This is a genomic window from Pseudomonas sp. XK-1 (assembly GCF_038069885.1).
Taxonomy (GTDB): Bacteria; Pseudomonadota; Gammaproteobacteria; order Pseudomonadales; family Pseudomonadaceae; genus Aquipseudomonas.
In genome coordinates this window covers 1-12491 of record NZ_JBBPES010000006.1, presented here as the reverse complement: position 1 = coordinate 12491, position 12491 = coordinate 1, and the positions used below count along the sequence as shown (strand labels likewise).

The 12491-nt window shown below is 62.6% G+C and carries 11 protein-coding genes and 1 pseudogene; 7 read left to right on the top strand and 5 right to left on the bottom strand.

What is annotated here, in order from left to right; translation table 11 throughout:
• Window positions 1–186 precede the first annotated feature (186 nt).
• Window positions 187–1416, top strand: coding sequence for a phosphoglycerate dehydrogenase (serA, locus tag WMW70_RS16130; protein WP_341438488.1), 1230 nt, complete (start codon window positions 187–189; stop codon window positions 1414–1416).
• 162 nt (window positions 1417–1578) lie between these two features.
• On the opposite strand, the gene WMW70_RS16125 is transcribed toward serA, so the two are convergent.
• Window positions 1579–2079, bottom strand: a complete 501-nt coding sequence (locus WMW70_RS16125) for a DUF523 domain-containing protein (protein WP_341438487.1) — start codon at window positions 2077–2079, stop codon at window positions 1579–1581.
• A gap of 233 nt (window positions 2080–2312) precedes the next feature.
• Here WMW70_RS16125 and WMW70_RS16120 point away from each other — a divergent pair, with 233 nt between their 5' ends.
• Window positions 2313–2873 (top strand): DUF6160 family protein, encoded by a 561-nt coding sequence (locus tag WMW70_RS16120; protein ID WP_341438486.1) that lies wholly within the window; start codon window positions 2313–2315, stop codon window positions 2871–2873.
• An 18-nt stretch (window positions 2874–2891) separates the two neighbouring features.
• Here WMW70_RS16120 and WMW70_RS16115 read toward each other — a convergent pair whose 3' ends face one another.
• Complete coding sequence (locus WMW70_RS16115) at window positions 2892–3524, bottom strand: 2OG-Fe(II) oxygenase (protein ID WP_341438485.1); 633 nt, start codon at window positions 3522–3524, stop codon at window positions 2892–2894.
• Window positions 3525–3647: 123 nt separating this feature from the next.
• Here WMW70_RS16115 and WMW70_RS16110 point away from each other — a divergent pair, with 123 nt between their 5' ends.
• Complete coding sequence (locus WMW70_RS16110; RefSeq protein WP_341438484.1) at window positions 3648–4415, top strand: hypothetical protein; 768 nt, start codon at window positions 3648–3650, stop codon at window positions 4413–4415.
• A gap of 90 nt (window positions 4416–4505) precedes the next feature.
• Here WMW70_RS16110 and WMW70_RS16105 read toward each other — a convergent pair whose 3' ends face one another.
• Window positions 4506–5438 (bottom strand): alpha/beta hydrolase, encoded by a 933-nt coding sequence (locus tag WMW70_RS16105; protein ID WP_341438483.1) that lies wholly within the window; start codon window positions 5436–5438, stop codon window positions 4506–4508.
• Between the two features lie 121 nt (window positions 5439–5559).
• Here WMW70_RS16105 and WMW70_RS16100 point away from each other — a divergent pair, with 121 nt between their 5' ends.
• Complete coding sequence (locus WMW70_RS16100; protein WP_341438482.1) at window positions 5560–6132, top strand: DUF6436 domain-containing protein; 573 nt, start codon at window positions 5560–5562, stop codon at window positions 6130–6132.
• 248 nt (window positions 6133–6380) lie between these two features.
• Complete coding sequence (locus WMW70_RS16095) at window positions 6381–7880, top strand: methyl-accepting chemotaxis protein (RefSeq protein WP_341438481.1); 1500 nt, start codon at window positions 6381–6383, stop codon at window positions 7878–7880.
• Here the strand turns inward: WMW70_RS16095 and WMW70_RS16090 are convergent.
• Entirely contained in the window at window positions 7870–8901 is a 1032-nt protein-coding gene (locus WMW70_RS16090) for an AraC family transcriptional regulator (protein WP_341438480.1), read from the bottom strand. The two genes, WMW70_RS16095 and WMW70_RS16090, sit on opposite strands and share 11 nt — an antisense overlap.
• A gap of 114 nt (window positions 8902–9015) precedes the next feature.
• Here WMW70_RS16090 and WMW70_RS16085 point away from each other — a divergent pair, with 114 nt between their 5' ends.
• Window positions 9016–11391, top strand: a complete 2376-nt coding sequence (locus tag WMW70_RS16085) for a penicillin acylase family protein (protein ID WP_341438479.1) — start codon at window positions 9016–9018, stop codon at window positions 11389–11391.
• Window positions 11392–11486: 95 nt separating this feature from the next.
• Here WMW70_RS16085 and WMW70_RS16080 read toward each other — a convergent pair.
• Window positions 11487–11654: pseudogene (locus WMW70_RS16080) on the bottom strand (IS110 family transposase); the annotation flags it as partial.
• A gap of 162 nt (window positions 11655–11816) precedes the next feature.
• Here WMW70_RS16080 and WMW70_RS16075 point away from each other — a divergent pair.
• A complete protein-coding gene (locus WMW70_RS16075; protein WP_341438478.1) occupies window positions 11817–12167 on the top strand; it encodes a hypothetical protein in 351 nt (116 codons plus the stop codon).
• Window positions 12168–12491: the final 324 nt, after the last annotated feature.

Sequence of the window (12491 nt, the reverse complement as noted above, 5' to 3'; positions counted from 1 at the left end):
CTACGGAACTCTCAAACGATTCATGGTCACCCTGAGCACGCTTCATCTGCCAGGGTAGGTGCTTCGCGGGGCTCGTATGCTAGCATACGCCCCCCGTGAATCGTGCCCCCGCGCCGATCTGCGGGCGCAGTCAGCCCTCGCCGCTGACCCTTCCCTGACACTATTTGTGGGACAACAGGTACTCCGATGAGCAAGACCTCTCTCGACAAGAGCAAGATCAAGTTCCTTCTTCTTGAAGGCGTCCACCAGAATGCAGTGGATACCCTGAAGGCGGCCGGTTACACCAACATCGAGTACCTCAAGGGCGCACTCTCCGACGACGAGCTGAAAGAAAAGATCGCCGACGCGCACTTTATCGGTATCCGCTCGCGCACCCAGCTGACCGCCGAAGTCTTCGACTGCGCCAAGCGCCTGGTCGCCGTCGGTTGCTTCTGCATCGGCACCAACCAGGTTGACCTCGACGCCGCCCGCGAGCGCGGTATCGCCGTGTTCAACGCCCCCTATTCGAATACCCGCTCGGTGGCCGAACTGGTACTGGCTCAGGCCATCCTGCTACTGCGCGGCATCCCCGAGAAGAACGCCTCCTGCCACCGTGGTGGCTGGATCAAATCGGCGGCCAACTCCTTCGAAATCCGGGGTAAGAAGCTGGGTATTGTCGGCTACGGTTCGATCGGCACTCAGCTCTCGGTACTCGCCGAAGCCATGGGCATGCAGGTGTTCTTCTACGACACCGTGACCAAACTGCCGCTGGGCAACGCTACCCAAGTCGCCAAGCTGCACGACCTGCTGGGCATGTGCGACATCGTGTCGCTGCACGTGCCTGAGCTGCCATCCACCCAGTGGATGATCGGCGAGAAAGAAATCCGCGCCATGAAGAAGGGCGGCATCCTGATCAACGCCGCACGCGGCACCGTGGTCGAGCTGGACCACCTGGCCCAGGCGATCAAGGACGAGCACCTGATCGGCGCGGCCATCGACGTGTTCCCGGTCGAGCCGAAATCCAACGACGAAGAGTTCGAAAGCCCGCTGCGTGGCCTGGATCGCGTGATCCTGACGCCGCACATCGGTGGTTCGACCGCCGAAGCCCAGGCCAACATCGGCCTGGAAGTGGCCGAGAAACTGGTCAAGTACAGCGACAACGGCACCTCCGTGTCCTCGGTCAACTTCCCTGAAGTGGCCCTGCCGGCGCACCCGGGCAAGCACCGTCTGCTGCACATCCACGAGAACATCCCGGGGGTGATGAGCGAGATCAACAACGTGTTTGCCGAAAACGGCATCAACATCTCCGGCCAGTTCCTGCAGACCAACGAAAAAGTGGGCTACGTGGTGATCGACGTCGACGCCGATTACTCCGATCTGGCACTGGAGAAGCTGCAACACGTACGTGGGACCATCCGTAGCCGCGTACTGTTCTAAGTACAGCGACAACGCAAAAGGGAGGCCTCGGCCTCCCTTTTTTATATGGCCTGCTCAACACGTAGACTGGGCTAGCGGCACCTGGCGGTTATCTAAAGACGACGCGAATCTTCCGCGCCGCGTAAGCCAACAGCGTGGGTATCGCTGCGCGCCCGCCCCATCCTACGCCAGCGGCCGCTCTTCTAGCTCACACAACGCCGCTTGCGCAGCCGGCAGCTCCTCCTCGCTAAACACCTGTACCCCGGCGCGGCGCAAAGCCGCAGCCGTCACCCCTTCACCGGCGACCCTGGTGCCGCTGAAACTGCCATCGTAGTTTTCCCGGTTACCACACGAGGGGCTACGTGCCTTGAGCAGTGCCAGGCGAATGCCGTGCTGCGCCACCAGGGCCAGCGCCTGCTGTGCGCCGTCAACAAAAGCCGCCGTGACATCCTCGCCCTCCACGGTCAGCACCGGCAAATGCCCATCGAGCACCTGCGCACCCTGGCCGCCGGCAATTTCCGCCGGGGCGCGCGGGGTCGGCAGGCCACCGGCGACTTCCGGGCACAGCGGCACAATGCGCCCTTCCTGCTGCCAGCGCTCCAGCACAGTAAACGGGCCATGGGCACCGCCGTCATAGCGCACGCGCTGGCCCAGCAGACAGCGGCTTACCAGTATTTTCTGCATCACACCTTCTCCTGACAGGGTCACCCCAGGTAACACCCAGCCCCTTGCCGCGCCATTACCGGCCAACCAAAGGGCCGGAGCTGCGGCCAAACTGCCAAGCCGTTCACACCGCAGTCCAGGCCCACACCAGCCACCGACCTATCCTAAGGCGGGAAGCCGCGCCGGCCAATGGTGCCATAGCTCGCGCGCGACCAGACTGCGTGCCATCACTGATCCAGCGAGGGATACGCATCATGCCCACCGTCACTTCTCGGCCCCTGCTGCCGGCCCTGCTGACCTGTCTGCTGCCACTCGGCCAGGCCCACGGGGAAATGCAGGCCCTGGACAACTCGTCACTGAGCGCCATTGCCGGTCAGGCCGGCATCACCCTGACCCTGGACCTGAAAACCGAGGCGACGAAAATCAGCTGGGAAGACGACGGTGGCAGCCTGCAGTTGCGCAACCTGCAGATCGACAACGGCTGCGCCGCCCCTGGCGACTGCCCGGTCAGCGTCGCCTACGGCCCCGCCAAGCTTTACTTCAACAGCACCCTGGTCAACGCCCCAACCCTGAAGGTCGACGTGGTCGACCAGGGCGGCACGCAGAAGCTGCAAATGGCCCTGCCCGACTTGAAAACCACCAGCGATCAGCTACTGGCCGACGGCCTGATCACCACGCCACTGACCATCCGCATGCGCATCGCCGCCGACATCGGCGTCGGCGATGCCGGCGCGCCCGGCTCCAGCACCCTGGGCCGGGTGGAAATCCGCGACATCAGCAACCTGCAGGGGCAGCTGCGCATCTGGGGCCATTGATCGCCCACGCCAACCGTCCTAGAACAGGCCATCCCCGCGCCGGCGAAACCAGCCGGTCAGCGACAGGCGTTCGCGGGTTGCCGGCAACACCTCATGGGGCATGTCGGCTGAGAGAAACACCAGCAGAGTGCCCGCCTGGGGCAATACGTCACGGGTCTCGCCATCCGCCAGATACAGGCGCAGGGCACCGCCCTGTTCGGTCTGCCAGTCCTGATTGAGGTAGAGCACCGCCGACACCGTGCGGCGGTCGTTATCGCGAAAGCGATCCAGGTGCTTGAGGTAGAACGCCCCTGGCGGATACAGGGCAAAGTGGCTTTCGAAATCCTCCAGCCCCAGGTACAGGTCCTGATTCAGCGCCTGACGCAGCCCATCCATGATCGCCAGATATTGGTCGCAGGCCGCGTCCTGGCCGGCCTCCAGCCACTGGATACGATCGCCGCGCACCCCTTCACTGACCACCACCAGCGTGCCGCGGCCGACACTGGCCGGCACCAGCGCACCGGCGGCCGCGCGTCTACGGCACTCTTCGGCCAGATCGAGGGTCAGAGTAGGGGGTGTGAACAGGGGTTGCAGCGACCAGCCGTGCGCGGCCAGGTCGTCGATGATGCGTGCCAGGCACGCACTCAGGTTGTCGCCAGACAGGGTTGTCAATTATTGCCCCAGGAAATGAGTACCTGCACCTATGCAGGCCGGCGATTCTAGCAGGCCGCCGACAGTGCCTCGACAAGCGCCCACCGCCCACCGAAAATAGCCGCCTTCCCGAACGGAGTCCTTATGCGCGTCACCTCATTGCTGTTGACCCTGCTACTCAGCCTGCCCGCCCTCGCCGACGATTACCTGCAGCTGTACCAGGCCGCTGGCTGGCCGCAGCAGCGCATGCATTTCAGCGACGCCCTGCAGGCCGCCCAGGAACGTTATCGCAGCAGCCTGCCGCCGGCGGTGTACCAGGCCCTGGTCAACAACAGCAACCAGCGCTTCGCCCCCCAGGCCATCGACCAGCGCGCCCAGCAGGGCCTGCGCGACAACATCGGCGAGCCCGCAACGGCGCTGCAGTTCTTCCAGTCGCCCCTGGGCCGCAAGATCATCGATGCCGAACTGCTCGCCACCCGCAGTGACCAACTGGCGCGCTATGCCAACGGCTTGCCGCGCAGTGAAGCCAGCGCCACCCGCCGCCTGCTGATCCGTCATCTGGCCCAGGCGCTGCCAGCCCGGGAAGCCGGCGCGGAAGTCAGCCTGGCCCTGGCCGGAGTGGCCGCCGACAGCCTCAGCCAGATGCTCCCCGGCCTGCTCGGAGGCGACAGCGCCCAGGCCATGCTCAATGGCCAGCGCCAGCGCCTGATGGAACAGATAGGTGCGGATCTGGATAACACCCTGCTGCACGTCTACCGCGAACTGAGCGACCCGGAGCTGGAAGAGTTTGTCGGCTTTGCCCAGTCAGAGGCCGGCAAGCGCTACTACCAGGCCGCCCTGGCCGCGATCCGCAGCGGTCTGGCGGTTGGCCAGAGCAGCGCCAGCCTGACCCCGGCACCGCAGGGGATCTGAACAGACAAACACCAAGGCGCGGCGGCCAATCGTCGAGCGCTGTGCCACTCACGCCCTGTTGGGCTTTACTGCGCTCAGCGCCAACCTAGGTCAGGTCAGGCGCTCGGTGAGAAAGTCGAAATAGCGCTGGCGCAAGGCAGGTAGCTCATTGGCCAGATGATGGCGCGCCTGGTCCAGGCGCAGAATCTGTGGCGTGGCGAACTTGTCCTGCAACACCTCGAGGTTGTGCTGCCAGGCCACCGTCATATCCGCCTCGCCCTGGATAATCAGCGGGCTGTGGCTGCTGCGCGCGGCCGACTCGATACGCGGCACCCACTGGCTCAACGCCCCGACCCAGGCAGTCGGCAGGCAACGCGGCTGCAGCGGGTCCTGGTTATGGATAAAGTCGATAAAGTCGGCGTCATTGGAGTTGGCGCTGAACCGCCGCGGAATCTCCCGCACGAAGTGCTTCATCATCCGATAGCTGAGCCGCGACCAGCCCCAGGCCCGCGGCCGGATCAGCGGCGCAAGCAGAATGGTCTGGCCCACCTCGGGGCCGGGCTGACCGCTGAGCAGGTAATCGATCAGGATCGCCCCGCCGGTGCTCTGCCCACAGAGATGCCAGGGTTGCGGCAGCGCCAGGGCGGCCGCTTCGGCCAACACCGCCTGCAACACCAGCTGATACTCGGCAAAGTCGTCGATACTGGCCCGCGCGCCACTGGACAGACCATGCCCGGGCAGATCGAAGGTCAGCACGGCGAAGCCCATCGCCAGGGCCCAGTCGATCACATGGCGGTACAGCGCGCTGTGGTCGTAATAGCCGTGCAGCAGCACCAGGGTGGCGCGCGGCTGCTCGGGCCACCAGGCCTGCAGGGCAATCCGGTATGCGCCCACCTGGATAGTGCCCAGGCGGCTGTGTGCTGCGCCATTGCCGGCAAAACCATAGAAGCGCCGGTAACTCTGCTCGGCCGGGGTAAGCGACGCCGCTGCGGCCAAGGGTCGCAGACTGGCGATCAGGTTATCCGGCTGAAAGGGCTCTGACATAGGGTTTCCATCAATCATGCGGGGCGATCACAGGCCATCCAGGCCGATGCAATCAAGATACGGATATTCAGCTGTCGCGCCAGCCGTGGCAAGCTGCGCACCTGTTTACCAAAGGCTGCCCATGACTCGACCCACGCGCAAGACCCTACTCGCCAGCCTGCTGATTCTGCTCTGGGCCGCCGCCATGCTCGCCGCCTATTGGTGGTATGAGGCGCGCTACGTACGCAGCTTCAGCGAACAAACCGCGCTGTTTTACGGTGAACAACTGCGCCTGCCTGACGAGCTGGCCGGCCCCGGGCCGATCCGTCTGGTGCATTTCTGGGACCCCGCCTGCCCGTGCAATGTTGGCAACCAGCAACACCTGGCCGAAGTGATCAAACGCTTCGCCCCGCAGGGTGTGACCTTCCATGCGGTACAAAAGCCCGGCAGTACAGGACAGCTGCCCAGCACCCTGAGCGGCTTGCAGGCACTTACGGCACTGCCAGGTAGCACGCAGATCCCGGCCAGCCCTGCGGTGGCGATCTGGGACCACAATGGCCAGCTGGCCTATTTCGGCCCCTACAGCGAAGGTGCCACCTGCACCTCCAGCAACAGCTTTATCGAGCCCATTCTCGACGCCCTGGTAGAGGGCCGCCCGGTCAACGCCAGCAACACCTTGGCGATTGGCTGTTTCTGCGACTGGCAGAACAACTGATCCGTAGCCAGTGCCGATGCTGAAGCCAGCATCGGTACCAAGGCAATTCCGCGCAAAACGGCTGTTTCAGTTCAATACTGTCACTGAGCTGAGGCCTGCTCACGCCTCACCACCACCCAAAAATATTAAACATAAATTGTACAAGCCTTAATAATTGTATAACTTATAGATCATGTATTACCCAGCACTGCCAAGGATGACTGCCATACTCAACCAGGACTAACACATCATTCTTCGGGTCTCCCGTCATGCCTAGCAGTCACGCCCCCCTCGAACAGCATTACCGTAAAGCAGACCGCATCATGCTGGGAGTGCTCTGGCTGATGTTCCTCTACTCACTTGGCCTAGCCGCCTGGCAAGGCAACTGGGGCCAAGCGTTTCTGGTGGGTGGCGGTACAGTGGCAGTAATGAGCCTGCTGCAGCAGATGATTGCCGGCACGCGCTTGCTGCGTTGTGCGATAGGCGCTGCATTTATGGTGATGTCGGCGCTGCATATCAACCAGGCTGGCGGCATGCTGGAGATGCACTTTGGCATCTTCGTGCTGCTGGCATTCCTGGTGTATTACCGCGACTGGCTGCCGATTGTGGTGGCCGCCTTGGTGATTGCCGTGCATCACCTGGGTTTCTATGCGCTGCAAGCGCGCGGTGTTGACGTGACGGTACTGCAGAACGGCAGCTGGCCGATTGTCTTCCTGCATGCGCTGTATGTCGTGGTGGAAAGCGCGATTCTGATCTACCTGGCCATTCAGACCCATTCCGAAGCCGTCGAAAGCGCCGCGCTGATGCAAGCCGCCGAAAAACTCACTGAAAACGATAATGAGGTTGACCTCAGTTATCGCAGCAGCGCGCAGGGCAAAGTTAGCCAAGGCTTTAACCACTTTCTCGGCACCCTCGACGAGCTGGTCAGTGAAGTCATCAAAGACACCCAAGGCCTTCAACGCATGGGTGACAGCCTGATGCACGCCACCGGCCAACTGCGTACCGGCGCAGACAAGCAGCAAGGGGAAATCGTCTACATGAGCTCTGCCATGCAGCAGATGAGCAGTGCCATCGATGAAGTTGCCGGGCACGCCGACGGTGCAGCCAGTGCAGCACAAACCGCCAACCAGCAAGCCGCCGAAGGCAGCCGCTCGGTCAACCATGTGCGCAGCGAAATCGGCAAGTTGGCCACGCAGATCGATGTAACCGACAGCGAAGTGCAAGCACTGGCCACTCAATCCGAACAAATCGGCAAGGTGTTGGAAGTGATCCGCTCTATCGCCGAGCAAACCAACCTGTTGGCACTCAATGCCGCCATTGAAGCCGCCCGCGCAGGTGATCAGGGCCGCGGCTTTGCCGTGGTAGCTGATGAGGTGCGTAACCTGGCGCAGAAGACCGCCAAGTCCACCGCCGAGATTCAGCAGATCATCAGCAGCTTGCAGCAGGGCAGCCGCCAAGCGGCCTCGGCCATGCAGGAAAGCCGCAACAGCGTGCGCAGTTGCGTGCAGGACAGCCAGGCCACTGCCGACCTGCTCAGCGCCGTGGCGCAGGACATCAGCGCTATTACCCAAATGAATGAGCTGATTGCCGCCGCCACCCACCAACAGGCAGCGGTCAGCGCAGAAGTCAGCCAGCACCTGATCAGCGTGCAGCAAGTGGCGGAGCAGAACCTCAACGACGCCCAGGAACTCAGCAGCGAAGGCCAGCAACTCAGCAAGCTGGCCGAGCGGTTGAGCCGCCTGAGTCAGCGCTTCCGCGTCAGCAACTAGCGCGGTAACCGAGTGGCGTCGCCCCCTGCCAGCGTTTGAAGGCGCGGTAGAACGGTGACAACTCGGCAAAGCCGCAGGCCCGCGCCACCTCGCGAATGGCAAGGCCGCTGTCGAGCAGGGTCTGAGCGCGCAGGCGGCGCACTTCATCGTGGAGTTGACGAAAGCTCTGCTGCTGCTCGGCCAGCGCCCGTTGCAGGCTGCCGACGCTATAACCCAGGGCCTTGGCGCAACGCGGCAGATCACACAGCTGTACGCCCAGGTTGACCTCCAGCCAGTAGCGCACGCGGTTGAGCAGCTGGTTTTCCTCCAGCTCCGCCAGCTCCACTTCCGCCTGCGCCCACAGCACCGCGAACAGCCGCGGGTTGGCGCTGCGTGAGGGCCGGGTCAGCCAGGCGCGGGGGAAAAGCAGCGCGTCATGCGCCTGGGAAAAGCGCGGCAGCAGGCCGAACAGCCGCCGATGCTCACTCAGCCGGCGCGGTGCGGGATGACGGAACTCAAGCCCTGACAGGTGAAAGCGGCCGTCGTTGTTGATGCTTGCGAGCATCTTCTGCAACAGCAGCGCCAGGCACTCCATCTGCTGACGCAACGAACCGACACCGCGGTAATTAAGGTCGAAAATCAGCCGTGCCTGTTCGCCCTCCAGCTCCAGGCGCGCCGCAAAGCCGCCGGACAGGATGTGCTGAAAGCGCACGAAGCACTCCAACGCCTGACCCATATCACGGCTGGCCAGCAGCAGGTAACCGACCACATCCATCGGTCGTGGCTGCATGGTTTCGCCCAGGTGCAAGCCAATATCAGCATCACCACTGATACCTTCCAGCGCCTGCCAGAAGCGCGGGGCGTTGTCGTGGTCCTCGCGGGCATTGAGCAGCGGCGGTGCCAGCAGCACGCCTTGGTAAGCCTGGCGATAGGTGTCCGTCGGGTCGAGCCCTAGTTCTGCCAGTGCCTCGTAGAGTAGGCGGCGCAGAGTGGAGGAATGGGTCAACGCACTGGCGATGCTGTTATGCGGGTCGTTATTCATACAGCCCTCTTTGATTGACCAAAGACTTTCATCCTTGCTGTATCTGGTCAATGCCGACGCCGCAATCCGTCCGCACAATGGCCGCGCTGCTAAAACCTATAACAAGGAACACCCATGAAACGCACCCTGACCGCCCTTGCCGTAATAGTTGCCGCCTCTGCCGCCGGTGCTTACTGGTACCTCGACAGCAAGCAGCCGCAGCGGGCGGGCGAGCTGAGCCTGAGTTCACTGCAAGCGCCGGTCACGGTGGATTACGACGAGCGCGGCGTGCCGCATATTCAGGCGCAAAATGAAGCCGATATGTACCGTGCGCTGGGTTATGTGCACGCGCAGGACCGGCTGTTCCAGATGGAAATTCTGCGGCGTCTGGCCCGTGGCGAGCTGGCGGAGATTCTCGGCAGCAAGCTGGTCGACACCGACCGCCTGTTCCGCACCCTGGGCCTTCGCGAGCATGCCGATCGCTACGCCGCGAAGATGGACATGACCACTCCGGCGAGCCAGGCGCTGCAGGCCTACCTGGACGGCATCAACCAGTACCAGGCCAGCCGCCCGGCACCGCTGGAGTTCGATGTACTGGGTATCGAAAAGCGCCCCTTCACCGCGGCCGACACCATCAGCATTGCCGGCTATATGGCTTACAGCTTTGCCGCGGCGTTTCGTACCGAGCCGGTGCTGACGCATATCCGCGACCAGCTGGGGGCCGACTACCTCAAGGCCTTCGACCTCGACTGGCACCCCCAGGGCGTGGTCGGCCAGCACCTCGCCGCCGGCGACTGGCAGGACCTCAATACCATCGCCGAGTTGAGCCACGCCGCGCTGCTCAACGCCGGCCTGCCGCAGTTCGAAGGCAGCAACGCCTGGGCAGTGGCTGGCAGCCGCACCGCCAGCGGCAAACCGCTGCTGGCCGGCGACCCGCATATTCGCTTCGCCGTGCCGTCGGTGTGGTACGAAGCCAACCTCAGCTACCCCGGTTTCAGCCTGTACGGCCATCACCAGGCGCTCAACCCGGTGGCATCGCTGGGGCATAACAAGGCGTTCGCCTGGAGCATTACCATGTTCCAGAACGACGATCTGGACCTGATCGCCGAGACAACCAACCCGGCCAACCCCAACCAGGTCTGGTACCGCGGCCAGTGGGTCGAGCTGCAAAGCCGTGAAGAACAGATCAGGGTCAAGGATGCCGAACCGGTCAGCCTGACCATTCGCAGCTCGCCCCATGGCCCGATCATCAACAGCGCCTTGGGCGAGACTGTCGGCAGCACGCCGATCGCCATGTGGTGGGCGTTTCTGGAAACCGACAATCCGATCCTCGATGGCTTCTACCAGCTCAACCGCGCCGCCAGCCTGGAACAGGCCCGCGCCGCCGCCGAGCATATCGAGGCACCGGGGCTGAACGTGGTGTGGGCCAATGCCACGGGCGATATCGGCTGGTGGGCGGCGGCGAAACTGCCGCGCCGTCCGGCAGGGGTCAACCCGAGCTTTATCCTCGACGGTGCCAGTGGCGAGGCGGAGAAGGACGGCTACTTCCCCTTCAGTGCCAACCCGCAAGAAGAAAACCCGGCGCGCGGCTATATCGTCTCGGCTAACTACCAGCCTGTATCGCCGACCGGCATGGCGATTCCCGGCTACTACAACCTGGCCGACCGCGGCCAGCGCCTGGACCAGCGCCTGCGCGACAACAGTGTGAAATGGGATCTGAGCAACAGCCAGGCGCTGCAACTGGAGCCCGGCACCGGCTACCCGCAGCGCCTGCTTGCACCGCTGGCCGCCGACCTGCGCGCAGCAAGCGCTGACCCAGAGGAGCAAGCCCTGATCGAGCAACTGCTGAGCTGGGATGGCCAACATACCCTCGACGCCACGGCCGCCACCCTGTTCAACCAGCTGGCCTATCAACTGACCTTTGAGGCCATGGCCGACGAGCTTGGCGAGGCCTTCTTCGCCAACCTGCTGCAAACCCGCGTACTCGACAGCGCCCTACCGCGCCTGGCCGCCGATGCCAGCTCACCCTGGTGGGACAAGCGCGGCAGCGCTGCCGTGGAGAGCCGCGCCGATACCGTCAAGGCTGCCTGGCAAGCCAGCCTCGCCCACCTGCGCAGCACCCTGGGTGACGACGTGACCCAATGGACCTGGGGCAGCGCCCACACCCTCACCCACAGCCACCCGCTGGGCCAGCAGAAGCCCCTGGATAAGCTGTTCAACGTCGGCCCCTTCGCCGCGCCGGGCAGCCGCGAAACGCCGAACAACCTGTCGCAACCGATCGGCCCCGCGCCCTGGTCGGTAGTCTACGGCCCCTCGACTCGCCGCCTGATCGACCTGGCCGACGCCGGCACAGCCCTGGGCATCAACCCGGTCGGCCAGAGCGGTGTGCTGTTCGACAACCACTACAAGGACCAGGCCGAACGCTATATGCGTGGCGCGTATATGCCCATGCATCTGGATGCCGAGGCGATCAAAGCCAATAGCCGCAGCCAGTTGGTACTGCGTCCATAAATAGAGATGAAACATCTGCTACTGATTCCGCCAATCGCCCTGCGCGCCTGATTGCCGTGCTCGTCGGCTGCCGGCCCTGTTACATCAGGTCGGCGCGCCGACCAACAGGCCTCCATCACCCACTCGACCGGCTCGGCCTGCTCCTGTATATGTCGCCTAAACGCCTCTCGGTTCAGCCGCTTGCGCTGCACCACATGGCCAGAACGGACACTCTCGGCAACTTGGTAAACGGATTTGGCCAGATCAACTGCTATTCGCTTCATCACGACACTCCCAATTTCAGTCACCACCGCTCTTGGTATAGAAATGTGGCGCGGGGAGAGTCCATTACAGCATTCAAACCGCTCGCTGCGCTCACTGGGACGGGCTAAAGCCCGCCCCTTAGCTTAATCGTTAGCCTACAGCGATAGCATCAGGATAGAGCCATGAAAGTTAGATGCCCTAGTTGTGGTTATATTGCAGACAGCCTTCCTCCGACACATAAGTGCCCTAAATGCGAGGCTTTCTCCCATGACTGGCTGATTTATGACTGGGAAAGCTTTGCCTTAACCAAGCGAAAACATATCAAGTACAATTTCATAATAATTGCCGTGTCATTAGCTAACTTATTTGCAGTCATCGCATTAAAGTCGGCAGATGCACGTCAACTACTGCTCAGTTTATTATTAATCCCAGCGATGATCAGCTGGCTTTATTCCCGGAATCAGCTTAGAAGGGAAGCGGAGTATGAAGGTCATAAAGGTAGGGCTACACTTCCTTGGTTTAGCGGTTTCTAGGGTGTATAAGCCGGCTAACAAGACGTATATGGACTCTCCCCACAAGTAGTGAGCAAAGCTTTGCTTTTGCATCTGTCGTCAGCGCGGTTGCATTCGTATATCCGGCCTGTAGTGGGCGCTACCGCCCTGGCCATTCTGTAGTTCGCGCAGCGGGGGCCAAGCGTTCAATCGATCACACAGATCATCAATCGATCACACAGATCATCATTGTTATCGGCCTTATTCCGCTGCAGGACTCGCCTGTTTCGACAGTGCTGCTGCTCACCACAACCACAAGAAAACCATCACGCCTTCCTGATTACCCCCGCCGTCAGGCGGGCTTTG

What these genes read in the sequence shown, in the direction of transcription:
- serA (WP_341438488.1), top strand. Translation starts at nt 187, where the DNA reads ATGAGCAAGACCTCTCTCGACAAGAGCAAGATCAAGTTCCTTCTTCTT.
- WMW70_RS16125 (WP_341438487.1), bottom strand. Translation starts at nt 2,079, where the DNA reads ATGCAGAAAATACTGGTAAGCCGCTGTCTGCTGGGCCAGCGCGTGCGC.
- WMW70_RS16120 (WP_341438486.1), top strand. Translation starts at nt 2,313, where the DNA reads ATGCCCACCGTCACTTCTCGGCCCCTGCTGCCGGCCCTGCTGACCTGT.
- WMW70_RS16110 (WP_341438484.1), top strand. Translation starts at nt 3,648, where the DNA reads ATGCGCGTCACCTCATTGCTGTTGACCCTGCTACTCAGCCTGCCCGCC.
- WMW70_RS16105 (WP_341438483.1), bottom strand. Translation starts at nt 5,438, where the DNA reads ATGTCAGAGCCCTTTCAGCCGGATAACCTGATCGCCAGTCTGCGACCC.
- WMW70_RS16100 (WP_341438482.1), top strand. Translation starts at nt 5,560, where the DNA reads ATGACTCGACCCACGCGCAAGACCCTACTCGCCAGCCTGCTGATTCTG.
- WMW70_RS16095 (WP_341438481.1), top strand. Translation starts at nt 6,381, where the DNA reads ATGCCTAGCAGTCACGCCCCCCTCGAACAGCATTACCGTAAAGCAGAC.
- WMW70_RS16090 (WP_341438480.1), bottom strand. Translation starts at nt 8,901, where the DNA reads ATGAATAACGACCCGCATAACAGCATCGCCAGTGCGTTGACCCATTCC.
- WMW70_RS16085 (WP_341438479.1), top strand. Translation starts at nt 9,016, where the DNA reads ATGAAACGCACCCTGACCGCCCTTGCCGTAATAGTTGCCGCCTCTGCC.
- WMW70_RS16075 (WP_341438478.1), top strand. Translation starts at nt 11,817, where the DNA reads ATGAAAGTTAGATGCCCTAGTTGTGGTTATATTGCAGACAGCCTTCCT.